Origin of the sequence: Streptomyces sp. HSG2 (genome assembly GCF_016598575.1) — a bacterium.
GTDB lineage: Bacteria > Actinomycetota > Actinomycetes > Streptomycetales > Streptomycetaceae > Streptomyces.
Genome location: NZ_CP066801.1, coordinates 3,122,603 through 3,146,029, shown reverse-complemented (window position 1 = coordinate 3,146,029; position 23,427 = coordinate 3,122,603). Strand labels below are relative to the sequence as shown.

Here is a 23,427-nt window from a genome sequence, read left to right as displayed (position 1 = left end):
CTATCGGTCGTGTGGCGGCGCCAGGATTCGAACCTGGGAAGGCTGAGCCGGCAGATTTACAGTCTGCTCCCTTTGGCCGCTCGGGCACACCGCCTGGTTCGCTGCCGCTCGCGTCGCTCTCGCGCGCCGCTCCGTGGCAACGACGTAAACCATACCCGATCCGCACGGGTGCTCCGCCACCGGATTGATCTACGCCTCGACGGCGGACAGTGACTACCCTGGCACGGACGCGATCCGGTCCCGGGGAGGTCCGGCAACCGCCGACGTTCGACGAGGCGGATCGCCTCGCGCTCGCATCAGGCACTCAGACACTCAGACACAAGGAGCCACAGCACATGGCCGACTCCAGTTTCGACATCGTCTCGAAGGTCGAGCGGCAGGAGGTCGACAACGCCCTCAACCAGGCCGCCAAGGAGATCTCTCAGCGCTACGACTTCAAAGGTGTCGGCGCCTCGATCTCGTGGTCCGGCGAGAAGATCCTGTTGGAGGCGACCTCCGAGGACCGGGTCAAGGCGGTCTTGGACGTCTTCCAGTCCAAGCTGGTCAAGCGCGGCATCTCGCTGAAGGCGCTGGAGGTCGGCGACCCTCAGCTCTCCGGAAAGGAATACAAGATCTTCGCGACGATCCAGGAGGGCATCTCCCAGGAGAACGCCAAGAAGGTCGCCAAGATCATCCGGGACGAGGGGCCGAAGGGCGTCAAGGCGCAGGTTCAAGGAGACGAACTCCGCGTCACCTCCAAGAGCCGCGACGATCTCCAGGCGGTGATCGCGCTGCTGAAGGGCAAGGAGTTCGACTTCGCCCTGCAGTTCGTCAACTACCGCTGATCACCTGGTCCTGCCCGTCCGGCGGTGGTCGGGACGGCCGGCGTGGCCGAGCCGCCCCTGATCCCGTCTTGACGTTCTCGCCGAGCCTGATGAGCAGCGAGGCGTAGGAGTGCCGTAGGTCATGGAGGCTCGCGCCGTCCCGTGCCTTTGCACGGGCCGGCTCGCTCCCCCGGGGCTTGCCCGCCCGTATCCACGCCGCGTGTTACCGCTCGTACGTCTCGGTGAGTGCCCTCCTCGCCGTCCGTCTCGCACCGACCACGCGGGCGCCCGTGCGCCGCGTCGGACAGGCTCGCGGCAGGGCCGGGACGACCAGATGGAACGCGACGCGCCGGAGGCGCCGTTTCAGCAGCTCGCGGAGTCCTGCGCGCACGCGTGAGGCGCGGCGACCGGAAACCCGCCATGCCCAGCGCGAACACGGGCCCCGAAAGAGTCAGCCCCCGGGCGCGTGAGGAAGCCGTCCGCCACGGGGGAACGACGGGCGGGGGCGGCATGGAGGCTGTCGGCCCGCGGTCACGCCCAGGTGAGGCGTTGCCTGTCGGGGCCGACGTGCGGCCGCATACGGTCGGCAGGCGGGCGCCCGTCCGCCTGCCACTGCGTGACACGCTCGGTGATCTCGTCCCACAGACGCGCCGCGCCGCCCTGCCGGACCATCCACCGGCCGCCGTCTTGGAAGGCGACCGCCCACGCCTCGGCGGCCATATCGATCACGACGCGTTCGGTCCGGCCGCCGCGTTCCAGCGTGAGCCGCTGCGCGCGCGGCGCGGCGAACTGCGCGACGAACCGGGCGGTCCAGTCGTCGAGCACATCCGCGCCCAACTCCACGGGCACCGCGCCGCCATCGCCAAGGTTCGGCAGGATGCCCAGCGGCGGCGGAAGGTGGGGACGGGCCAGCATGAACGAGACCTGTCCGCCGAGAACCGGGCCGCTCGCCGTGCCGTCGTCGGCGACCGTGAGCCGTACGAGTTCGGATGAGTGGGCCTGACCAGGAGGTTCTCGTTGCGTGTGAGCTCAGATGGCCATCACGCCGCCGCTGTTGTCGTGGACGACGGCCTGCCACTCCAGCACCGGGCAAGCGGCGACCAGCAACGTGTCCAGCCCATCCATGCCGCTCGCTGCGACACGGCCCAGTGCCTCGTCGTGCACGGGGAAGTTGCCCTGCAGTGCGTCGCAGTGAACGCAGCCGTTGGACAGCTGCCGCTCGCGCATGGTCCTGCTGTAGCGGCTCTTGACGGTCGCGGCCAGAGGGCCGTGACCGTGCTGCTGAAGTAGCCGCCGCACCAGCGCCATCGTCTTGGCGTTGTCCGAGGACGACACCGGAGTCCGTGATCCAGCATTCGACGTGGAAGTGCCCGCGCTCCAGCCCGAGGACCCGCAGGGCCCGGGTCACGGTGGAGACGACGTCGGCCTCCTCTGCCCCGGAGATCGGGGGCGGGCATGGTGTGCCCCATCTCCACGAAGGCTCCCGGTGCGAGCTGCTTGCGGGTGACGGCCAGCACGTGTGGATCGCCTCCGACGAAGATGCCCTCCACGCTGAACTTGGGTCCCGACACGAACTCCTCGACGAGTACCAGCCCCTCCGCGTCCCGCGCCGCCTCGAACGCGGCTGCGATCGCCGTCGGATCGGAAACCCTGCGCACGCCTTCGCTGCTGGAGCCCCGCCGCGGCTTGACCACCACCTCGGGGCCGTGGCCCCGGAGGAACTCGGCCGCCTCCTGCTCGCTCCCGCACACCCTCAGCTCCGGTTGTCGCAGGCCGTGCAGCCGAAGGTGGGTACGGCACTCGTCCTTCGTACGGATCCGGCGCACGACCTCGGGTGGATTGCCGGGGAGGCCCAGGGCCGCCGCGACCTCGGCCACGCTCACCGCGGCGTACTCACGGAAGCCGACCACCGCGTCCACGGGTGCCTTCCGGGCGTAGGCGGTCGTCCACTCCCGGCACGCCGACGCGTCCGCAAAGTCCAATTCGTGGATCTCTGCGGCCAAGGCCGCCAGCTCGGGTGCCGCCGCGAGGTTCTCCTTTGTGTCGGTGAGCACGACCCGGGCCCCGCAAGCCCGGAACTGGGCCATGGCCCGATCGCAGATGTCCCGGACGAAGCCGGACTCCCTCGGTACCGCTCCGCCGATGACGAGAACGGTGGTCACAGGCGAACTCCTCAGATCGTTGCATAGTGGTGCTGTGACGCTTCCGGGTTACGAGATCGCGCCGGCGGCCACCTCGGGGCCCGCAGGATCTTCCGTACGGTCGGGATCCAGGGCGCGGTGGGGGGCCGGGCGAGAACGCTCTTCGGCCCAGGCGAACAACAGGGCCAGCGCGATCAGCGCCCCGATCAGCACCGCGCTCAGCGGCCGGAACAGGTCGCCGAAGAAGATCTGTGCCAGGTAGGTCAGGCCGGGCAGGGCAGTGAGCAGGACCATGGTGACCATCGGGGGACACCGTTGGATTCCGATCTGTAGCAGATAGAGCGGGACGACTACGCCCAGCAGGCCGGCTGCCGCCGCCGCGCCGAAGCCCAGCTCCTGGTCACCGGGCCCTCCGCGGACCAGCAGCAGGACGGCGGCCAGCGCGTAGGTGAGGTGAAAGCGGTGGGCCATCACCACCGCTGGGTCCAGCCCGAGAGCCCCCAGGCGCCGCGACACCATCGCCAGATAGGCCGCCCCGAACCCCGCGACCACGGCCAGCGCCCCACCGGCGACCGTGGCGGGCCCGGCGTCCGACAGCGCGCCCTCCGGCATGCACGACACCGCCGCGGTCAGCGACACCACCAGCAGCGTGACGGCCCGCAGCCAACTCGCCCGCCCCGGCGCTCCCGCGCGGCGCACGGTGTCGATCAGCGCGACGGCCAGTGGTCCGACGCCCGCCATGAGGCTGGCGGCCAGTGCGGCCGGAACCCAGGCCAGGGCCAGGTAGAAGCCCAGAAACGTCAGCGCGCTCGCGATGTTCATCCGCCACAGCAGCCGTCGTACCAGCCGGCGCGGCGCCTCCGGCCGGGGGCGCCCGCGCAGCCTGGACGTCAGCAGGAAGACGGCCGTGGTCGCCACGAAGGCGAGCAGGGAGAACAGCAGGCTTCCCGTCACATCGAGCCGGCCCGACAGAAAGCCCTCGGTGCCGGCCTGTAGCAGGACGGAGACGACGATGAGTGCGATGGGCAAGGGGATCTCAGTCCTGTCCGGCATCGACGAGGCGGTAGAACCCTCCGGTGTCCTCAAGGTCGTGGATCACGCCGAGCGAGTTGAGCAGCAGGTCCTCGTCCTCGTGTACGAGGTAGGCGATTCCGCTGGCCCCGGTGGTGAGGTGGCGGTCGCGGATCGGCTCGCCGACGGTGGGAAGCCGGTCGACGCTGTGGAAGCCCGCCAGCCTGCGCAGGGTCCGCGCCCCGTCCACCGCGCGCAGCACCCCCGGACGGTGCGACCGCAGGAACACCTTGGCGACCGTACGCGCGGCCGTGTAGGGCAGTTCGAAGCGCCGGGCGAACTCCTCGGGGCGCAGGAAGCGCTCCACGACGAGGTGTTGGTGGCTGTAGCCGAAGGCCGCGTGGTACGGGTCGGGGGCCAGCGACGGCCCCATGACCCGGGAGTTGACCTCCACCAGGCGTGGTCCCTGGCTGGTGAGCATGACCTCCGTATGGGCCGCGCCCTCCTGGATGCCCAGGGCGTCCAGGCAGCGAAGCACGTAGTCGACGAGTTCCCGCTCCGCGTCGTCGAGAACGGGGCGCGAGATGATGTGCCGCAGCACAGGGGCGCCGTCCACTTGGTCGATGCGTTCCGCGTAGACCTCGGTGAGCAGGTGGCGGCCCTCCATGCTCACCGTGTTCACGATGTACTGGGTGCCGTCGAGGAACTCCTGAAGCAGCACCTCGTCGTTGACCTCCCCCATGAGGTTGAGGCGACCGGCGGCAGCCCGGAACGCGGCGACAGCCTCTTCGGCGTCGGCGCTGACGTGGCAGCCGTCGCTGCCAGCGCTGTTGAGCGGCTTGACCATGAGGGGGAAGGCGTCCCATCCGTCAAGCGCTTCGCGAAGCTCCCCCTCGCCACGGATCAGCACGGTGCGGGCGTGCGGCAGGCCGGCGTCGGCCAGCGCCGCGGCCATCAGGTACTTGTCGCGGCGCGCGGCCCGCAGCTCGTGCTGATGGTGCGGAAGGCCGAGCAGCTCCGAGAGTTCGTCGGCGAGGGTCACGCCGAACTCGCTAGCCGCGATCACGGTGTGCACTCCGGCAGCACGCAGCTTCTCAGCCGTCTCGCTGGGCCCGGTGTGCAGGAGCGACTTGATCCCGCGCCCGGTCGCGCTGTGGAAGGCGGCTGCCTGGTCCTGGGTGTAGACGTGCAGGCAGTCGGCGCCTTCCTCGGTGAACGCGTCGGCGAGTTCGGTACCGCTGGAGACCGGGTTGACAAGGGCGATCACAGGGAGATCCTTTCCATACGCGGCTCGGCGTCCTCGGTGCTGTTCCGGGAGACCTGCCGGGCGACGACGGCCGCGGGCTGGGCTGCTGTCCGCAGATAGTTGACGATCGGGTAGCGAGCCCCCGCGCAGGCACCGAGTGCCCAGACTCGCTCGGCCGGGCCCTCGGGGGTGAACCGCACACGGAGATCTTCGAGGACCTCCGGCGCGGCCCCGTCGGAACCGTGGCCGATGCGCAGCCCGGTGGGGGTGCTGCGCATCGGCGCGACGCGGTATCCGGCGGCGCAGACGATGTGGTCGAAGGGCTGTGTGCTGCCGTCGGGCCACCGCACCATCCACTCGTCGGCCTGGGGTTCGATGTGCTGGGGGTATCGCGGGGCGATCCGTAGACGGCCGTCGGACAGGTAGTCGGCCAGAAGTGACGCGTTGCGGAGGAGAATGGCGGAGATGTAGCGGGACATCAGCTGCTTGTACCGTCCCAGGACGGCGCTGCGGGATTGGGCGTCCCAGCGGGACGCGTGCGCGTTGATCAGGTCGATCAGCTCCGCCACGATGTCCTGCCACGGCACGTGGGAGGCGGCGGCGAGACGCGTGTCTGCGCCACCAAGCTCTACAACACCCTGCCACGGCCGGGCGATCCGGTCGAACACCGTGATGGTCGCCTATGGCGGGGGCAAGGACAGCGCCTACGCGGTGGCGTTCGTACGGGCGGTCCACCTGGCCCTCGCCGAACGGCACGGCGAGACCTTCAACCTGCGCGTGGTCACCATGCGGCACGGCGGCATGCCGTACCAGGTGATGCTGAACATCGACCGCACCTATCAGGCGCTGGGGATCTACGACGACCCGGACGTCGAACTGCTGCTCGTGGAAGGCGGTCAGGTCGTCCCCTTCGACCGGGACCGCAGCATGCCGCACCGGCTGATCGCGTTCAACCGGACCGACATGCTGATGTCCGGGCACCGCTCCTACGGCGACGGCAGGGCCACGTTCTGCAACGCCTGCAACCTGAACGTGGCGGACTCCTTCGGTGTCGCGGCCCGCCACGGCGGGGGCGTAGACCTCATCATCACAGGCGACTCCCCACAGGAGCAGCGCGACTACGCGCTGTGGATCCGCCAACTGGCGCGAGGCGCCGGCCTGAAGCCCGCCGACGGCAAGAAAGGCTTCAAGGGCACACTGGAGACCCTCGATGGGCTGGCCCAGGCCTACTTCCAGGAGATCCACGGCACGGACAACGTCGAGCGGGTCAAGGAACGCGGGGTGGCCTCGGACATCCCCACCGCTCTGGAGTTCTTCTCGATCTACGACTACACGAGCTACGCCTCGGGCGCCCACTGGAGGCTCCTTACCAACTTCCTCGGGTTCGTCTTCGACGAGATCGCGTTCAACTTCACCGAGTCCGACTGCGCGAATCCCGCTCTCATGGCCCACCTGCGCGGCCTGCGGACCGAGCACGTCTACCAGCGCACCTACCGGGAGGGCATAGGCCAGTACCTTGAGTTCGCGCTAGGGCTGATGCGCAAGAAGCACTTCCCCGACCACCTCGTCCAGGAGATGGAGGACCGCTACCGCACCGAGGAGGGCGCCGCGTCGATGCGCGTGGCGGCGACCCTCTACGGCGAGAACGCGTTCGGGGTGGACACCACTCAACTGGTCTGCATGGTCCACTCGCCGTTCGCAGGCGGCGCGGTGAACCTGCGGCACTACCTCTCCTGCGAACTCCCCGAGCTGCTGGCGTGCGAGGACCAGATCCGCGCGCTGCTGGCCTGCAAAGAGGACGACGCGGTGCTCGCCTCCCGCCTAGAGCGGATCAGCGGACTGAGCCTGACCGATCTGCGGGCCCTCCACGACGGGCCGCTGTGGTCGCCGTTCGCGGACCGGGGAGCGCAGGCCGGGGTCCTGCCGCTGGTCATGGACAGCGACCCACACAAGAAGATCATCAGGGTCAAGCGCAGCCCCGACGGCGAAGAGGTGCTCGACAGGGTCGGCGGCCGCTAATCAACTACGTTGTACATCGGCCACGTTCTGCCAGAAGTGTGATTCCCGGTCCGACAGCGGAAGGCACGTTGTCGGGCCGGTCGGCGGTAGGGTCCAGCCCCATGGAAGACCAGCAGCACGCGGCTCCCGAGCGCCTCAGGACCGAGACCGCGGTCGTCGCCGTCGGCGACGACGGCTCCGACACGGTGATGAAGGGATCGGTGACGTCCCGATGACGACCGACATGCCGCGCGCCGCGGCGGGTTCCGGCACCGCGCCGTACCTGAACCTCCTTGTCACCATGGTCATGTTCGGCAGCGCCTTCGCCAGTTCCAAGGTGGTGGTCGGCGAGATGCCGCACGAGGTGGCGGCGGCTCTCCGGTTCGGCGGGGGCGGGTTGCTGCTGATCCTCGTGGCGGTGCTGCTCCGCGGCCGTTCGGCTCCCATCGGAGGCGTCGCGGCCGTACGCGCGGGCCTCGCCGGCCTGCTCGGCGTCCTGGCGTACAACGTCTTCTTCTTCTGGGGGCTGTCCCTCGCCCCCTCGCTGGACGGCAGCATCATCGTTCCCGTGCTGAGCCCGATCCTCACCACGGCCACCCTGATCCTGCTGGGTCGGGAGACCGCCTCCTGGCCGCGTATAATCGGGCTGACCATCGGTGTGGCCGGAGCGCTGCTCTTCTTCCTCGGCGTCAGCGGGAACGCGGCCGGATCCACCCGGCTGGCCGGCGATCTCGTCTTCGTCGCGGGAGCGGCGTGTTGGGCGGCCTACAGCATCCTGTCGAAGTCGCTGCTGGCTGGCGTGGATCCGCTGCGGGCGACCGCGTGGGGCACCGGGGTCGGCGGTCTGGGGCTGATCGCACTCGCCGTGCCGGAGGCGAGTGACGTGTCCTGGCAGTCGGTCTCTGGACTCGCGTGGGCGAACGTCGTCTTCCTCGCGGTCGGGCCCACCGCGATCGCCTACCTCTTCTACTACCGGGGCCTGCGCAGCGTGAGCCCGTCCACGGCGACCGTCATGATGTTCACCGTGCCGGTCTTCGGGTCCTTCTTCTCGACCGTGTTCCTCGGTGAGTCGTTCACCGGCGTGCAGCTGGTCGGCACGCTGATCATGCTGGGCGGGGCCCTCTTCGCCACCCTCGGCGCCATGCGGTTCCGCCGCCGTCCGGCCTCGGACCCGGCTTTTGGCCAAGCGCCCGACCCGGCGCCCGCACAGGGGCGTTGACCGGCGACGCCCGCGTCACTTCGAACCAGTCGTTCAGGGGGTTGCTATGGATCTCGGGCTTTCCGGGCGTACGGCGCTCGTCTGCTCCTCCACGGGAGGACTGGGCGCGGCCATCGCCCGGGCGCTGGCCGCGGAGGGAGCCGACACGGTCGTCTGCGGCCGACGGGGTGACCGGGCGAAGGAGATCGCCGGGGAACTGCCCAGCGCCGTCGGCATCGAGGTGGACCTCCTCGCCGAGGACGGCCCGGCGAAGCTATACGAGGCGACGGTCGAGGCGTTCGGCCCGGCCGACGTCCTGGTGCTCAACGGCCCTGGCCCGAAGCCCGCGCCGGCAGCCGACATCAGCGCCACCGATGTCGACGCCGCGCTCGATGCGATGCTGCGCCGGCACATGCAGCTGGTCGCGCTGGCGCTGCCCGCCATGCGCGAACGCGGCTGGGGCCGCATCCTGGCGGTGGGCTCCAGCGGGATCGTCACGCCCCTGCCCAATCTGGCGCTGTCCAACCTCGGCAGGGCCGCGCTGGCCGCGTACCTCAAATCACTCGCGGCCGAGGTCGCCTCGGACGGTGTCACCGTCAACCTCCTGCTGCCCGGTCGCATCGAGACGGACCGCACCGCCGCCGTCGACGCCGCGAACGCCGCATGCTCCAGTCGCCCCCTCGCCGAGGTGACGCGGGCATCGGTCGCCACGATCCCCGCCGGCCGGTACGGCCGCCCCGAGGAGTTCGGCGCGGCCGCCGCGTTCCTGTGCGGTGCGCCGGCGTCGTACATCACCGGAACCGCGCTGCGCTGTGACGGCGGCCTCGTACGCAGCCTCTAGCCGTGCGCCCGGCAACGCCCCCTTTCCCGAACAGCACACCGAAGGAGCACTGACATGTCCCTCACCCTCGAATAGACCACCGCGGGTCTCGCCGAGATCGTGAACGAGATCGCCGGCATCCCGGTCGAGGACGTCCAGGCGGACAAGTCCTTCACCGACGACCTGGACGTCGACTCCCTGTCCATGGTCGAGGTGGTCGTCGCCGCCGAGGAGCGCTTCGGCATCAAGATCCCGGACGAGGACGTCAAGACGCTGAGGACGGTCCGCGACGCGACCGACTACATCCTCAAGCACCAGGCCTGATCCCGGCATCGGGGTCGCGCATGTCCGACCGTCATAGTGGAGAGACACGGTGAACCACTTCGTACTGTCCCTCGCGGCCCCTCAGGCTCCTCTGGTGTCCCTCCGCTGCCGCGGACACGCCGGACTCGTCAGCCGCCTCGCCACCGTCGAGGGCCGGGCCTCCGCCACGCTCGACGGCAGCGCCGACGCGCCTGCCGTGCTCACCCGACTCGCCGCCGCGGCCTGCCTGGTCGGCGGAGGCGAACCGCCGGTCAGCGGAGAGATCCGGTACGTGCCCACACGTGCGGCCCGGGAGCGCGTCGGGGCGGAGGCGGACGGCGTGTGGCCGCAGGCGACGGCGTCGCGTCAGCGCAAGGCCGTTCGCCGCACCTCCGGGGCGCTGTTCGTGTTTCCGCTGGAGGACTCTGCGCAGACGGACGTCACCCTCCAGGTCTTCACCACCGACTGGTCTCCCAGCCCCGCCGCGTGCGCCGTCGCCGTACACCCGGGGCACCCGCTGAGTTCCGGGCTGGCGCCCGGGCGCGGTGCCGCCTTCGCCGGCCGGTACTGCCGTCATCCGCTCACCGGTGACCTGCTGCCGATCTGGACCGCCGCCTGGGTCAAGCCGGAGTTCGGCACCGGCGCCGTCCTCGTCAACCCGGGCCACGACCCGGCGGACCTGGCCTTCGGCCGGGATGTCGGTCTGCCCGTGCGTTTCGCGCTGGCCCCGGCCGGTCACGACGGCAGCCCGGAGACCTGGTTGACACCCCCGGTCGTGAAGACCGGGCAGGCCGTCCGCACCGGGGCCACCGACGGCCTCGACTTCACCGCGGCACAGACCGAATACTTCCGCGTCCTCGCGGAACGCGAACTGGCCTGTCCCTACACGGATTTCGGGTTGGGATCATTCCCCGTGGCAGCATTCGCCGCCGACGGCCCGGACAAGATCTTCTGGGACCAGGACCGCCGTACGGTCGCGACCGCCGGTCATGAGACCGCCGGCAGCCCTGCCCAGGTGCGGGCCGCCGCGGTCCTCGCCGTCCTCGACCCGGCGGTGCGCCAGGCCGAACTCAGCGTCGTGGCACCCTCGTCGGCCATCGAGTCCGATCTGCTCGCGCTGCGGCTGCTCCGCGCCGAGCCGGACCTGGGGCCCGTGTCCGAGGAGGCCCCCGACGTGGTGCTGGTCGGCACGGTCACCGGGAAGTCCGAGGGCGTCCCGGGGGACGTTCTCGAACTGACGCTGCTGACGGCCGCCGCGGCGCAGGACTCTTTGCCGGTGAAGCCCCAGCACGTGGAGACGGCCGAACGCTTTCTGGCGGCGCACACCGCTCTCACTGAGCTGGACCGGGTACCGGAGGGTGAGGCCGACACGGCCGTGATGAAGGCCGCCGGTCAGATCAAGACGCTGCTCCAGCGCCGTGACGCCAAGCAGGCATTCACCCACCTGTACCGGCTGCAGAAGACCCTGGCGAAGGGCGAGACACCGGCCGATGATGCGCTTGTCGTCTATGAGACACTGGCGTGGGTCTTGGCTGGCCTACCCGACCGCCGTGCCCAAGAGCAGCTGAGCAGGACCTGGCGTCTCATCTGACGCTCGTTCGGGGGGCTTTACTGATCGTTTCAGAATCAGTTGAGCTGCAGGTCTCGCACTCACCGATCTTGGTCGGCAGGGTGTCCGGGTGCGTGCTGATCTTGTTCCGGACGACCTGTGGGAGCGGGTGGCCCCGCTGCTGCCACCCGCTCCCGAACGGCGCCGCCGGCATCCCGGGCGGCTTCGCGTTCCGGACAGGGCGGCTCTCGCCGGCATCATGTACGTCCTGAGGACCGGCGTTGCCTGGCGCGACGTCCCGGCCGAGACCGTGGGCTGCTCCGGAGTTACGGCCTGGCGTCGGCTGCGGGCGGGACAGGACGGAGGCCGGCGTCTGCCACGCCTGCACGCCGCCCTGCTGGCCGAACTGCGCCGCGCGGACTCGTTGGACCTGGACGACTGGGCCATGGACGGCTCGCATGTCCGGGCCCTCAACGGGGGGATCACGTCGGCCCCTCGCCCGTCGACCGCGCTCGCCCCGGCTCCGGCTTCGCGGTCCGTGACGCGCGGGAGAGCTGCGGGATGAGCATCGAAGCGCTCGCCGAAGCCGCCGACCTGTCCGCCCGCATGGTCATCGGCATCGAGCACGGCAAACGGAACTCGTCACTGCTGACCATCCTCGCCCTGGTTCAGGGGCTGGGTATCACTCCAGGCCGTCTGCTCGAATCCGCGACGTCCCGGCGGGGGCCTGGGACATGAGTCCACGCCGCCTCGCGCTCGTACCCGATCCCTATCCCGGTGAGTCTCTGCTGAGCTGGGGGGACGCGCTCGCGCGGCTCAACCAGGTCTCCCGGACCGAGGCGCTGCGCATGGCGGGTCTGATCAGCTCAAGCACGGTGTCGGCTGTGTTCCCCTCTCTGTCAAAGTGGGATGAGTCGGGTAGAGTGACCGATTCATTCAGTCGAGGGCGGAGAAGGAGGAGTGCCCGCGGTGGCCAGCATCAACAACCACGGGACCCCGGATCCGCAGGTGACACCCCGATCGTCCGGCCCGCGCCGGTACTCGGCGGAGTACAACGCCTCGCCCGGCCACGCCTGCGCGGGTGTCGAGCGGGATCGAAGGTTCCGCGCGCCGAGCCGCTTCCGGATGTCAGCACGTTCCGGCCGTACCCGACAAAGGGCGGGCGACGGTGTGAGGGACGGCCGCTCGCAACCGCAACCGCCGACGGCGCTCGCGCGCCCATCCGACGGGGACCGTGCGGGCACCCGAACCCATGCGCGTGCCGTGGATCACGCTCGGCGAGCTGAGGACACGATGGGCCGTCGGGCCGTCGTACGCGGCGCACGCGGGTCGCTTTCCTCGCTCCGGAGCGGCGGGCCGGATCCCGGCCGACGGCCTCGACCGCGCCCGATCACCACCAGGCGGCGGTGTGGTGGACGGATCGCGTGCCCCGGGGGCGCCGCCGACGGAAGGCACCGGCGACGGGCCCGTGCGCCGGCCACCGAGCGCGGTCAGTTCCGTGTCACTCGGACGGTGTGCCGGCCCACCGAGTCCACGTGGGCCACGGCTATGGTCACGCCCCGGGCCTCGTCGCGGAAGCTCTCGCCCGCCGTGAACGTCGCGTCGGAGAGTTCGGCGTGCACGTTGGGGCTGCGGGTGCACCCGCCGCTGTCCCGGCGGGAGTCGTAGACGGTGACCGGGCCCATGCCGGTGTCGACACCGGCGTCCACCTTGTAGATCAGCACACCCGGCCGGCACACGGCCTCGTCGTTGCCGGCGCGGGTGCGGAGTTCGGCCGCGTATCCGGAGCGGGCCCCCAGGGGTACGAAGATCAGTTTGGCTCCGTCCCGCGACGCCAGTGGTGTCAGCTCGTGCTCCTCGGTGCCGGGCCGCGAGACACAGTGCACCTGATCGGCGTGGAGCCAGCCCAGTTTCCACTTGTGCCAACCGAGCAGATCGTTGTTGGCGCCCCAGTCCTCGCTCATGATGTCCCAGTGACCGACCGCGCCGCCTCCCTCCTGGGTGTAGAGGTCGGGCAGGCCGAAGACGTGTCCGTTCTCGTGCGGGAGGACGCGGTATCCGGTCGCCTCGTAGGAGCCGGAGCCGTCGTCCTGGCGGGAGTAGACGAACGAAGCGTTGGCCAGGGGTATGCCGTCGGCCACCGGTGCGTCCGTGTTGCCCGCGAAGGTGACGGACAGGACGGTGTCCAGGGCCGAGGGGCCGGCGTTCGGGGTGACGAGCACGTTCAGCAGGTCGTAGCGCCGGAAGTCCACCCGGGCGTCGGCGACGGCGACGATGTCCCTCACCAGGTCCCGGTAGCCCGGATCGAAGGGCGCGCCGCGCTCGATGCCGTACTCCGCGAAGGTCTTGGGCAGCCGCAGCCACTCCGGGATGGGGGTGGCCGGCCGGTAGTCGAGTCGACCGTAGGAGCTGGTGTGGAACCACTGCTCCGTCGCCGGGAAGAACTCCGCGAAGCGGTCGAGTGCGCTGCCCTCCCCGGGCGCGTCGGGAAAGTCGATCATCAGGGTGAGGGCTCGGACGGTTCCGGTCGAGCCGACGTAGCCGCCGGAGGTCGGGACACCCTCCGACATCTGGACCTCGGGCCCTCCTGTGATCATGCAGGGTCCGTGGGCCGCCGAGTGCGACAGGTCGGACGGCCCGGACTCGGCGGAACCGCCGTCCGGCGTGAGCGACCGCGTGCCGGCCGAGGTGCTCACGGCCAGGGTCAGGACGGTGACCGATGCCAGGGCGAGCGTTCGGCGAGGGCGTATCCGACGGCGCTGCGGCTGCATGCAGACCTCCCGGGCCCCGCGGCGGTCGGGCTCTGGCTTCCCCTTGGGGCTCACCCTGCGTCGCGGTGCTCTCTGGCGCTCGCTGGGGGAGACCGATCGTGGGTTTCCGACCGGTAGCCGGAGCCACTCGCAGGGTGATCGGGATCACGCGCGGTCACGCGAGGGGGCGGAAATATCCGGGGAACCGCTCCCCGTTTGACGAGGTGTCGCCGACGGCCCTGGAGGTGGACCGGGCCGGCCGGTCCGCGGGGCCCGAAGCGTCTTGCCGAGAAGACGAGCCGAGGAGCGTGCCGTGCAGACCGCCACCCCCGTACGCGGAGCGCCCCGGTCGCGCGCCGACGCCCGACGCAACCGGGAGCGGATCGTCGAGGCCGCCCGGGAGATGTTCGTCGAACGTGGCCCCGACGTGCCGATGGACGAGGTCGCGCGTCGGGCCGGCGTCGGAAACGCCACGGTGTACCGCAACTTTCCCGACCGCGGGAGCCTGGTCCGGGAGGTCGTCCACTCGGTCATGGAACGTACGGCGCGGGCGGCCGAGCGGGCGCGCGCGGAAGGGGGTGACGCGTTCGCCGCACTGGAGCACTTCGCACACGTGGCGGCCGACGAGCGTGTCGGCGCGCTCTGCCCGGTACTGGTCGACACGTTCGACGAGGACCACCCCGACCTGGTGGCCGGGCGGGACCGCGTGGAACGCGGCGTAAGCGACCTCATGGAGCGTGCGAAGGCGGCCGGACAGCTCCGCCCGGACGTGGCCGTCGGCGACCTGCTGCTCGCCGTGAGCCTGCTGAGCCGCCCCCCGGCGGGCACGGCCTGCCTCATGGGCGACCGCTTCGTTCACCGCCATCTCCAGTTGTTCCTGGACGGCCTGCGGTCTCCGGGCCGGTCCCACCTGCCGGGGACGCCCGCGACCCTGGGGGGCCTGCGCCGACCACACCACTAGGCACGCCGCCCGGGACGCCGGGGCGCCCGACGGTCCGCCTCCGTAGCGAACGGCCCGGTCGGCTCGTGGCCGCGGCGGGGAGCGGGAGCCGACCCTCCGGTCTCCTCGCCGACCGGCCGCCCCGGGGAGCCCGACCGCTCCTCGGCGCCCGGGACGTGATCCCTCCGGCGCGCTCGGTCGCGGTCGCCGAGGCGCGGTCGGCCCGGCGGGCCCGGGGCCGGATCCCGTCCGTCCCACGCGCCCCCGTGTCGTCGGCGCTTGGCCGAGCCACCGGTCGAGTCGACCCCCACTCACCAGGGCCCGGAAGCCCACCCGCACTCGCCTTTTCCTCATCCGCACATCGAACGGTTGCCTTCATGCCCGACACGGACCACCGAGCCTCCGAGGCTCACCTTCCTGATCCCGGCCGCTGGAAAGCGCTGGTCTTCATCGCCCTGGCCCAGTTGATGGTGGTGCTCGACGCCACGATCGTGAACATCGCGCTGCCCTCCGCCCAGCGGGACCTGGGGATCTCCGACGGCGACCGGCAGTGGGTCGTCACCGCCTACGCCCTCGCCTTCGGCGGCCTGCTGCTGTTCGGCGGTCGCATAGCCGACCTCTGGGGACGCAAACGCGCCTTCCTGGTCGGTCTGGTCGGCTTCGCCCTGGCGTCCGCCCTGGGCGGTGCCGCCGTCGACGGGGCGATGATGTTCGGCGCTCGCGCCCTCCAGGGTGTCTTCGGCGCCCTGCTGGCACCGGCGGCGCTCTCCCTGCTCGCGGTCACCTTCGTCGACGCTCGGGAGCGTGCCAAGGCGTTCGGCATCTTCGGCGCCATCGCCGGGGGCGGGGGTGCGGTGGGCCTGATCCTCGGCGGATTCCTGACCGAGTACCTGGACTGGCGTTGGACCTTCTACATCAACATCCCGGTGGCGGTGGTCGCGGCGGTCGGGGGCTGGTCGTTCGTGCGGGAGCCGCGGGCCGGGCGCGACCGCGACCCGCTGGACGTACCCGGCGTCGTGCTGTCCACACTGGGTCTGGTGGCCCTGGTGTACGGCTTCACCCGGGCCGAGTCGGCGGGCTGGGGCGACGGGGGGACGATCGGCGTCTTCGTGGCCTCGGCGGTACTGATGTCGGCCTTCGTGGTGGTGGAGGCGCGGGCGAAGGCCCCGTTGCTGCCCTTGCGCGTGGTCACCGAGCGCAACCGGGGCGGCGTGTACCTGTCGCTCGGGCTGGCGGTCATCGCGTTGTTCGGGCTGTTCCTCTTCCTGACGTACTACCTGCAGGTCGTCAAGGGCTACTCCCCGCTGCTCACGGGCTTCGCCTTCCTGCCGATGACCGCCGCCGTCGTCACGGGGTCGACCCAGATCGGCACCCGGCTGATGACCCGGGTCGCGCCGAGGCTGTTGATGGGTCCCGGTTTCCTCGTGGCCGCCGTCGGGATGCTGCTGCTCACCCGTCTGGAGGTCGACTCCTCCTACGCCGGGCTGCTCCTCCCGGCGATGCTGCTGCTCGGCCTCGGCATGGGAACGGCGTTCATGCCGGCCATGTCGCTGGCCACCCAGGGGGTCGAGGCGCGCGACTCGGGCGTCGCGTCGGCGATGGTCAACACCTCGCAGCAGGTGGGCGGGGCCATCGGCACGGCGCTTCTCAACACGATCGCCGCGTCCGCCACGACGTCGTACGTGGCGGAGCGGATGGCGTCGGCCGACACGCCGGAGCGTCGTCGGGCGCTGGAGTTGGACGGCATGGTCCACGGGTACACCGGCGCGATCTGGGCGTCCCTCGTCATCCTGGTGGCCGCCTCCGTGATCGCCCTCGCCCTGGTCGACGCGGGGCGGCCACGCCGCGACGGCGACCGCGCCGAGCCGGCGGGCGAGCCGGACGGGGTCCGGGGGACGGCGGCACCGGTCGCCGCGCACTGACCGGGACCACCGAGGCCGACGAGCGGGGGCGGGCGACCGGCCCCGCTCCCGCCCCGGCACCGGCCGGACGTGTCGCGCGGGGCCCGAGCCCCGGCCGGCGTCGGGGCGTGCCCCGCGGCCCTACATGGGCCGCTCGTACAGGGCCACGTCCCGGTAACGGCCGAACTTGCGGCCCACCTCGCCGAGGGTTCCGACGTGACGGAACCCGACGCGCCGGTGAAGCCTGACCGACGCCTCGTTGGGCAGGGCGATGCCGGCGAAGGCCCGGTGCAGGTCCTCCCGCGCGAGGACAGCGAAGAGCGCCTCGTACAAGGCCGTGCCGACGCCCCGCCCATCCCGGCCCGGGGCCACGTACACGGTGGTCTCCACGGAGGTGGAGTAGGCGGCCTTGGCCCGGAACGGGCTGGACGTGGCATAGCCCAGGATTTCCGGCGGGTCCGACGCCCGGGCGGGTCCCGTGGCAACCATCAGGCGGTGCGGACCGTCTTCCGGGTGGGCGAGCAGCCAAGGGCGACGCCCCTCGGACGTGAACGCCTCGGTGTCGAAGGTGACGGGCGTCTGCGTCACGTAGTGGTTGTAGAGGTCGGTGAGGGCCGGGAGGTCGCTCTCGACTCCGGCTCTGACCAGAACCTCCGTCCGCTCGGGCGGCATGTCGTCTCCTCGGGTGGCGGGACAGGGTACTGCATGATCACAAAAGTCGCGGGGCGGGTTGGGAATTCTGTCCGGTTTCCAGTCGTTGTTTCCAACGAATGCAGGGCACCCGACGAGAGACGCGGGAGATCGGCGAGAGCCGGCACCGGGCCTCGCGGACGGTGCCGAGCGTTCGAAGGACCACCCGGAGACCCACCATCGCAAGGGAGCACGCATGGCAACCCGTGCCGTCGCCCGTCGCAAGTCCGCCGCCGGCGAGACGACCGACGCGGCAACCAGCGTCCGCGCCAACGGCGGCGAGCTCGCCGACCGGGATCTGGTCGGCATGTACCTCGACGAAATCGCGCGGACCCCGTTGCTCGACGCCGCCAGAGAGGTCGAACTGTCCCAGATCATCGAAGCGGGCGTCTTCGCGCGGCAGGTCCTGGAGGGCGACGAGCGGACCGCGGCGGACGCCAGCCGGGAGGAGCTGGCGGCCCTGGTCGAAGCGGGCGAGCGGGCCAAGGACGTGTTCATCCGCTCCAACCTCCGGCTGGTCGTCGCGGTGGCTCGACGCTATCCCCGCAGCGGCCTGCCGCTGCTCGACCTGATCCAGGAGGGCAACGCGGGCCTGGTGCGCGCGGTGGAGAAGTTCGACTACCGCAAGGGCTTCAAGTTCTCCACCTACGCGACCTGGTGGATCAGGCAGGCCATCACGCGGTCGATCGCCGACCAGTCGCGGACCATCCGGCTGCCCGTCCACCTCGTCGAGGAGCTGGGCCGGATTCGCCGGATCCAGCGCGAGTACAACCGCGAGCACGGTCGTGAGCCGGAGCCCGCCGAGATCGCCGCCGAGTTGGCCTCCACCCCGGAGAGGGTCACGGACGTGCTCGACTGGGCCCGCGACCCGGTGTCGTTGAACATGTCGGTGGACGACGAGGGCGAGACCCAGTTCGGCGACCTGTTGGAGGACACCTCCGCGGTGTCTCCCGAGCAGTCCGTGTTGACGCTGCTGCGCAGCGAGGAACTCGACGGTCTCATCGGGCGCCTCGACCCGCGCACCGCCTCGATCATCAAGATGCGCTATGGCATAGAGGACGGCAGGGAGCGCACGCTGACCGAGGTCGGCAAGGAGCACGGCCTCACCCGGGAGAGGATTCGGCAGATCGAGAAGCACGCTCTGCTGGAGCTGAAGAAGCTGGCCCGCGACACCGGGTTCGAGGCCGCCGCGTAGTCGCTTCCCACGCGGGCGCTGCCCGCCCGGTGACGCGCGTCAACCCCCTTGACGAGTGCGTCGCGCGGTCCGCGGGCCAGGTGTCCGCGGGCAGGCGTATCCGATGGTGGGTCACCCCGGACCTGAACCCCGGGGTGGCCCACCGGATGGCAGATTCTGCCACAGCGGCATAGCCTGCCAAAGTGAGCACCACCCCGGCCCTGCCCCGCGGCGCCTCGACCGGCGAACCGGAAGGCCCCTCGCTGACCGAGCGTCGCAGGGCCGACACCCGGATGACCATCGCCCGCGCGGCGGCCGCCCTCTTCGTGCGGAGAGGCCCCCGCGCCACGCGCACCGAGGACATCGCGCGGTCCGCCGGGGTGTCGCCTCGGACCTTCTACCGCTACTTCGCCACCAAGGAGGAGGCGGTGGTCCCGCTCTACGCGGCGGGCTCGGGCCTCTGGACGGCGGCGGTGCGCGAGGCTCCGGCGGAGTTGGACGCGCTGGAGGCCTTGGAGTACGCCGTACGGCACACCCTGACGCCCGGGCGGGAAGTTCCCGCGTCCTCCTGGGAGTGGGCACGCGGGCTGATCAGACTGGCCGACGACGACACGGCCCTGGCCAAGGTGTGGGCAGAGGTCTGCCACACCTCCGAGAAGGACCTCGCCGCCGTACTGGCGGAACGGACTCACGCGACAGGGCGCGAGGACTTCGTCGCCGAGGGCGGAGCCACCGAGCTGCCTGGGCGCGGGCACGACGGGTGCGGCGACGGCTCGGCGGACGGGGCGGATCCGCGCTTCGTCGCCGCGACGGCGGCGGCGGCCGTCCGCGTGGCGGTCGAGCGGTGGGCGGCCTCCGACGGTCCGCCCGACGGTCCGGACGGCCCGGCGGCCCTGGCCCTGCGCAACCTGGCGACCCTGCGGGGCCTGTATCGGGGAAACCGGCAGGGCCCCGGCGAGTGCCTGGATCGTCCGGTTTGATCATGTGATGCCGTAGAGGGCGAGGACGCGGGGGCGTTCGGTGTGGGCTCGTCGTCCGGCGGCGGTGTTGACATAGCCGGCGAGCTTGAGCGCGCTGCGGATCAGGTCGCGCAGGGCAGCGAGTACGGCGGGCGTGTTGTGGGTCCTGACCTGGGACTTGTCCTCGTTGAAGGTGACATCTCGGCACCAGTGGACGGTGTTTTCCACCGTCCAGTGCCCGCGAGCCCAGGACGCGATCTCGGCTGCGTTCGCTTCCTCGGCGGGCAGGTCGGTGATGGCGTAGACGGTCTCGCTGGACCACTTCTTGGCCCCGTAGAGACGGCGACGGCGCTGGATCCGCAGGACCTGGGCCGCGTGGGGGAAGAGCAGGCCGTTGACGGTGACGACCTGGACGAGACGCTGTTCGTGACGGCCGTGGCCGCGGGCGTCGTCGCGGTGGATGACGGGGATCTCCTTCCAGGGCAGGGCGTGGAGTTGACGGGCCTGGCCGCGCTGGTTGTTCTTGATGGTCAGCAGGTAGTGAGCGCCGCGTTCGTGCAGGTAGGTGGCGTGGTCGCGCTGGGCGTGGAGGGCATCGGCGGTCACGACCACCCCCGCGAGATCCGCGTCGTCGATTCTGTCGAGCAAGGGCTGGAACTCGGGGATTTCGTTGGTCTTCGCGCCGATCTCGCGGGAGGCGAGCGTGACACCGTCGCCGTGGCGGACGGCGGACAGGACGAAGACCCGGCTGCCGTCCGGGCGCCTGGCGCACCGCAGGCACTTGCCGTCCACCGCGATCGCCCGCCGCCGGATCCGTACCGGCCCGGCATGGGCGGCCGCCCGGTGGGCCCGGCGCTGTTCACGCTCGGTGCCACCGTCGGGCATGACCGGCTCCGGCCGGCGGGGCTGTGCGGACAGCAAGGGCCGCAGGTAGTCGTAAGCCGCCGCACAGATCTCACCGTGATCCAGGCGCCCCAGGACGCTGCGGAGGGTCTTCTCGCTCGGCACCCGGTAGCGGCCGAGGAGCGGGTGGTAGGGCAGGCCGAAGGCGGCCAGTTCCTCCGGCGTCGCACGTCGGCACCACTCCGCCGCCGCGGTGATCGAGTCGTGGCCGGACGGGGTCATCGCGCAGACCATCAGGGCCAGCAGTGAGGAGAGCCGGTAGCGCACCCCGCAAGTCCCTCTCGGGTCGGTGACCGACTCGAACTCGGCGACCAGGCGGCGGACTTGGTCCTTGGCGGCCCCCTCGCCAAGGGCTTCCAGGCGGGGCACCGCGCAAGCGGGGGCAGCGACAGGGGATGATGGAGGAACGAACACGGCACCTTCGTGGATCTTGAAGCGTAGAGAACTCCATGATCCACAGGTGCCGTGTTCGCCTGCTTCCGGGGCCCACCACCGAGATCAACACCCCAAGCTGGGGCAATTCAGGCACTCGCCGGGGCCCTGGGGAAACCGGGGTCCGAGTAGGAACGGAACAGAAAACCGGCGCAGCCGTCAAATCTTTTGACGGGTAGCGGCTTCTTTCGGTCCGACCATCCCTGTTCGCAAGGGGAACCCTCAACGAACAATGCGATCTTGAATCGCGACCGGACGCCGACCTGCACGATCGCCGTCTCATTTAGGGTGTCCGGTGATCTGTACGGTGAGCGGGGGCTATCCGTACACTCTGGTGCCCATGAGCGGACTCAAGGCGGGTTACGCCCGCTGCTCCACCGACATGCAGGACCTCACCGCCCAGAAGGACATCCTTCTCGGCCTGGGCGTGGCCGAGGACCGGATCTTCCTCGACAAGGGATTCACCGGAACCAAACGCGAGCGGCCCGGACTCGACCAGGCGCTCGCCGCGGTCCGCGCCGGCGACACCCTGGTGGTGCCGAAGCTCGACCGCCTCGCCCGCTCGGTGCCCGACGCCCGCGACATCGGCGACTCCCTCGTGACGCGCGGAGTCGCGCTCTCCCTTGGCGGACAGCTCTACGACCCGAACGACCCCATGGGCAAGATGTTTTTCAACATCCTCGCCACCTTCGCCGAGTTCGAGGTCGACCTCCTGCGCATGCGCACCCGCGAGGGCATGGCCGTCGCCGACTCTGTTGCGCATTTTGCTGCGGGGTGCTCGTCGGGTCGGGGATGATCGTTCCGTTGGGTCCTGCCGGGTTGTTGCGGGGCCCGGGGAGGACGGTGCTCGGTGTCGATGCGGCCGCAGGGGTTACCAGAGGTTCCGGAGTTGACGGCGGCGGTGGCCGCGGTGGTGTTCCCGGACGGCTCGCTGGCGATGCGGGTTCGGGAGGAGTTGGCGGGGGTGTTCGCGGACGAGCCGTTCGCGGAGGCGTTCGGTGCGCGCGGGCCGGCGGGATTGTCGCCGGGGATGCTGGCGCTGGTCACGGTGTTGCAGTTCGCGGAGAACCTGACCGACCGGCAGGCCGCGGAGGCGGTGCGTGAGCGCCTGTCGTGGAAGTACGCGCTGGGACTGGAGTTGACCGACACCGGTTTCGACTTCACGGTGCTGGCGAGGTTCCGGGCTCGGCTGGTCGAGCACGGCATGGAGCGCTTGGTCTTCGACCGGCTGCTGGAGCACTGCCGCGGCAAGGGCCTGGTCGGCGCGGGCGGGAAACAGCGCACGGACTCCACGCACGTGATCAGTGCGGTGCGGGACCTGAACCGTCTGGAGCTGGCCGGGGAGAGCGTGCGCGCGGTGCTGGAGGCGCTGGCCGGTGCGGCGCCGTCCTGGCTGGCGGGCCGGTTCGGGGCTGAGCGGGTCGCCGAGTGGGAGCTGCGGTATGCGGCCCGCGTGGATTCCTGGCGGCTGCCGTCGTCGAAGACCAGGCGGGACCGGCTCGCCGAGGTCTACGGGCAGGACGCGCTCGTGCTGCTGCGCGCCGTGCGCGAGCCGGATGCCCCCGCTTGGCTGCGCGAAGTGGAGCCGGTGGAGTTGCTGCGGCGGATCTTCGTGCAGACCTACCACGTCACCTGCAACGCCCGGGGACGGGAGGTGGTCAGGAAGCGGGAGGCCGACAGTGACGGCGTCCCGCCCGGACAACTGCGGCTCGCCTCGCCCTACGACGCGGATGCCCGCTGGTCGGCGAAGGGAGACGAGCTGTTCTGGTGCGGCTACAAGGTCCACCTCACCGAGACCTGCGACAACGACAACGGCACTGACGGTGCGGGCGGCACTGACGGCACCGCTCCCGCCGCGGCCGGCGCCCCGCACCTGATCACGGACGTGGCCACCACCGCCTCGACCGCGCCGGACGTGACTGCCACCGCCGCCATCCAGCACCGCCTGGCCGAACGCCAGGTCAAGCCGGGCGAGCACTACCTCGACTCCGGCTACCCCTCCGCCGACCTCGTCACCGACGCGGCCCGCGACGGCATCACCATGATCACCCCGCTCCTCGGCGACCACTCCCGCCAGGCACGGGAGGCCGAGGGCTTCGACAAGGCCGCGTTCCGGATCGACTGGAACACCCGCCAGGTGACCTGCCCCGAGGGCAGCACCAGCACCGGCTGGTATCCCGTGCAACAGCACGGCCGCGACGCCATCGTGATCGCCTTCGCCGGCGGTGACTGCCGCCCCTGCCCCTCCCGCGAGCGGTGCACCGCTGCCGTCCGCGGCAATCGCATGCTCACCCTGCGGCCCCGCGAGGTCCACGAGCACGTCACCGCCGCCCGCGCCGAGCAGAAGAGCGACACCTGGCAGGCCAAGTACGCCCTGCGTGCAGGTGTCGAGGGCACCATCAACCAGGCCCTCGACGTCACCGGGATGCGCCGGGCCCGCTACCGCGGCCTGCCCAAGGTCACCCTCCAACACGCCTTCTCCGCCACCGCGATCAACATCATCCGGCTCGACGCCCACTGGGCCAGCCGCCAGCCCCACCGCACCAGACGATCCTGGACAAGCCGCCTGTCCCGCCTCGTCTACCAACTCGCCGCGTAGCACCAGCCAA

The 23,427-nt window shown here is 70.9% G+C and carries 21 protein-coding genes, 1 tRNA gene and 1 pseudogene; 14 read left to right on the top strand and 9 right to left on the bottom strand.

Annotated features, from left to right (window positions below; all coding sequences use genetic code 11):
• Positions 1 to 12 precede the first annotated feature (12 nt).
• Positions 13 to 94, bottom strand: a tRNA-Tyr gene (locus JEK78_RS13450).
• 241 nt (positions 95 to 335) lie between these two features.
• On the opposite strand from JEK78_RS13450, the gene JEK78_RS13445 reads away from it, so the two are divergent.
• Positions 336 to 824, top strand: coding sequence for a YajQ family cyclic di-GMP-binding protein (locus JEK78_RS13445; protein ID WP_200258793.1), 489 nt, complete (start codon positions 336 to 338; stop codon positions 822 to 824).
• A 510-nt stretch (positions 825 to 1,334) separates the two neighbouring features.
• Here the strand turns inward: JEK78_RS13445 and JEK78_RS13440 are convergent.
• The 5 genes from JEK78_RS13440 to JEK78_RS13420 form a co-directional block, all read right to left on the bottom strand.
• Entirely contained in the window at positions 1,335 to 1,718 is a 384-nt protein-coding gene (locus JEK78_RS13440) for a hypothetical protein (RefSeq protein WP_242483065.1), read from the bottom strand.
• A 114-nt stretch (positions 1,719 to 1,832) separates the two neighbouring features.
• On the bottom strand, positions 1,833 to 2,138 hold the full coding sequence (locus JEK78_RS23370; RefSeq protein WP_242483064.1) for a hypothetical protein: 306 nt from the start codon (positions 2,136 to 2,138) through the stop codon (positions 1,833 to 1,835).
• A gap of 875 nt (positions 2,139 to 3,013) precedes the next feature.
• Positions 3,014 to 3,973, bottom strand: a complete 960-nt coding sequence (locus JEK78_RS13430) for a hypothetical protein (protein ID WP_200258789.1) — start codon at positions 3,971 to 3,973, stop codon at positions 3,014 to 3,016.
• A gap of 7 nt (positions 3,974 to 3,980) precedes the next feature.
• Entirely contained in the window at positions 3,981 to 5,222 is a 1,242-nt protein-coding gene (locus JEK78_RS13425; RefSeq protein ID WP_200258787.1) for an ATP-grasp domain-containing protein, read from the bottom strand.
• Positions 5,219 to 5,869 carry a hypothetical protein gene (locus JEK78_RS13420; RefSeq protein WP_200258786.1) on the bottom strand — a complete coding sequence of 217 codons (651 nt, stop codon included), beginning with the start codon at positions 5,867 to 5,869 and terminating at the stop codon, positions 5,219 to 5,221. Before JEK78_RS13420 ends, JEK78_RS13425 begins: the two co-directional genes overlap by 4 nt.
• Position 5,870: 1 nt before the next feature.
• Between JEK78_RS13420 and JEK78_RS13415 the strand changes: the two genes are divergently transcribed.
• The 7 genes and pseudogenes from JEK78_RS13415 (at position 5,871) to JEK78_RS13385 (ending at position 11,807) form a co-directional block, all read left to right on the top strand.
• The gene (locus JEK78_RS13415; RefSeq protein ID WP_207187879.1) at positions 5,871 to 7,220 is read left to right on the top strand and encodes a PqqD family protein; all 1,350 of its coding nucleotides are present in this window, start codon (positions 5,871 to 5,873) and stop codon (positions 7,218 to 7,220) included.
• A 211-nt stretch (positions 7,221 to 7,431) separates the two neighbouring features.
• Entirely contained in the window at positions 7,432 to 8,418 is a 987-nt protein-coding gene (locus tag JEK78_RS13410) for a DMT family transporter (RefSeq protein WP_242483063.1), read from the top strand.
• A 46-nt stretch (positions 8,419 to 8,464) separates the two neighbouring features.
• Positions 8,465 to 9,238, top strand: a complete 774-nt coding sequence (locus tag JEK78_RS13405) for an SDR family oxidoreductase (RefSeq protein ID WP_200258784.1) — start codon at positions 8,465 to 8,467, stop codon at positions 9,236 to 9,238.
• A 96-nt stretch (positions 9,239 to 9,334) separates the two neighbouring features.
• Positions 9,335 to 9,541 carry an acyl carrier protein gene (locus JEK78_RS13400; RefSeq protein ID WP_200264150.1) on the top strand — a complete coding sequence of 69 codons (207 nt, stop codon included), beginning with the start codon at positions 9,335 to 9,337 and terminating at the stop codon, positions 9,539 to 9,541.
• Between the two features lie 49 nt (positions 9,542 to 9,590).
• Positions 9,591 to 11,111, top strand: a complete 1,521-nt coding sequence (locus JEK78_RS13395; RefSeq protein ID WP_200258783.1) for a class I tRNA ligase family protein — start codon at positions 9,591 to 9,593, stop codon at positions 11,109 to 11,111.
• 88 nt (positions 11,112 to 11,199) lie between these two features.
• Positions 11,200 to 11,594, top strand: a pseudogene (locus JEK78_RS13390) (transposase); the annotation flags it as partial.
• A 36-nt stretch (positions 11,595 to 11,630) separates the two neighbouring features.
• Positions 11,631 to 11,807: a helix-turn-helix transcriptional regulator gene (locus JEK78_RS13385; RefSeq protein WP_200264149.1), complete on the top strand. Its 177-nt coding sequence runs from the start codon at positions 11,631 to 11,633 to the stop codon at positions 11,805 to 11,807.
• A 752-nt stretch (positions 11,808 to 12,559) separates the two neighbouring features.
• Here the strand turns inward: JEK78_RS13385 and JEK78_RS13380 are convergent.
• Entirely contained in the window at positions 12,560 to 13,840 is a 1,281-nt protein-coding gene (locus tag JEK78_RS13380; RefSeq protein WP_200258782.1) for a M6 family metalloprotease domain-containing protein, read from the bottom strand.
• 292 nt (positions 13,841 to 14,132) lie between these two features.
• On the opposite strand from JEK78_RS13380, the gene JEK78_RS13375 reads away from it, so the two are divergent.
• Together JEK78_RS13375 and JEK78_RS13370 are read left to right on the top strand one after the other, a co-directional pair.
• Positions 14,133 to 14,780, top strand: a complete 648-nt coding sequence (locus tag JEK78_RS13375; protein WP_200258780.1) for a TetR/AcrR family transcriptional regulator — start codon at positions 14,133 to 14,135, stop codon at positions 14,778 to 14,780.
• A 356-nt stretch (positions 14,781 to 15,136) separates the two neighbouring features.
• Positions 15,137 to 16,681, top strand: coding sequence for an MFS transporter (locus JEK78_RS13370; protein ID WP_200258778.1), 1,545 nt, complete (start codon positions 15,137 to 15,139; stop codon positions 16,679 to 16,681).
• 120 nt (positions 16,682 to 16,801) lie between these two features.
• Here the strand turns inward: JEK78_RS13370 and JEK78_RS13365 are convergent, their stop codons facing one another.
• Positions 16,802 to 17,332 (bottom strand): GNAT family N-acetyltransferase, encoded by a 531-nt coding sequence (locus tag JEK78_RS13365; RefSeq protein WP_200258775.1) that lies wholly within the window; start codon positions 17,330 to 17,332, stop codon positions 16,802 to 16,804.
• A gap of 214 nt (positions 17,333 to 17,546) precedes the next feature.
• Between JEK78_RS13365 and JEK78_RS13360 the strand changes: the two genes are divergently transcribed.
• Both JEK78_RS13360 and JEK78_RS13355 read left to right on the top strand, forming a co-directional pair.
• Positions 17,547 to 18,545: a sigma-70 family RNA polymerase sigma factor gene (locus JEK78_RS13360; RefSeq protein ID WP_200258772.1), complete on the top strand. Its 999-nt coding sequence runs from the start codon at positions 17,547 to 17,549 to the stop codon at positions 18,543 to 18,545.
• A 272-nt stretch (positions 18,546 to 18,817) separates the two neighbouring features.
• Positions 18,818 to 19,504 (top strand): TetR/AcrR family transcriptional regulator, encoded by a 687-nt coding sequence (locus JEK78_RS13355; protein WP_200264148.1) that lies wholly within the window; start codon positions 18,818 to 18,820, stop codon positions 19,502 to 19,504.
• On the opposite strand, the gene JEK78_RS13350 is transcribed toward JEK78_RS13355, so the two are convergent.
• Positions 19,505 to 20,800 carry an ISAs1 family transposase gene (locus tag JEK78_RS13350; protein ID WP_200258769.1) on the bottom strand — a complete coding sequence of 432 codons (1,296 nt, stop codon included), beginning with the start codon at positions 20,798 to 20,800 and terminating at the stop codon, positions 19,505 to 19,507. It lies immediately after the preceding gene.
• Positions 20,801 to 21,158: 358 nt separating this feature from the next.
• On the opposite strand from JEK78_RS13350, the gene JEK78_RS13345 reads away from it, so the two are divergent.
• Complete coding sequence (locus tag JEK78_RS13345; protein ID WP_200258767.1) at positions 21,159 to 21,614, top strand: recombinase family protein; 456 nt, start codon at positions 21,159 to 21,161, stop codon at positions 21,612 to 21,614.
• Positions 21,615 to 21,674: 60 nt separating this feature from the next.
• Positions 21,675 to 23,417 (top strand): IS1182 family transposase, encoded by a 1,743-nt coding sequence (locus tag JEK78_RS13340; RefSeq protein WP_200264119.1) that lies wholly within the window; start codon positions 21,675 to 21,677, stop codon positions 23,415 to 23,417.
• Positions 23,418 to 23,427: the final 10 nt, after the last annotated feature.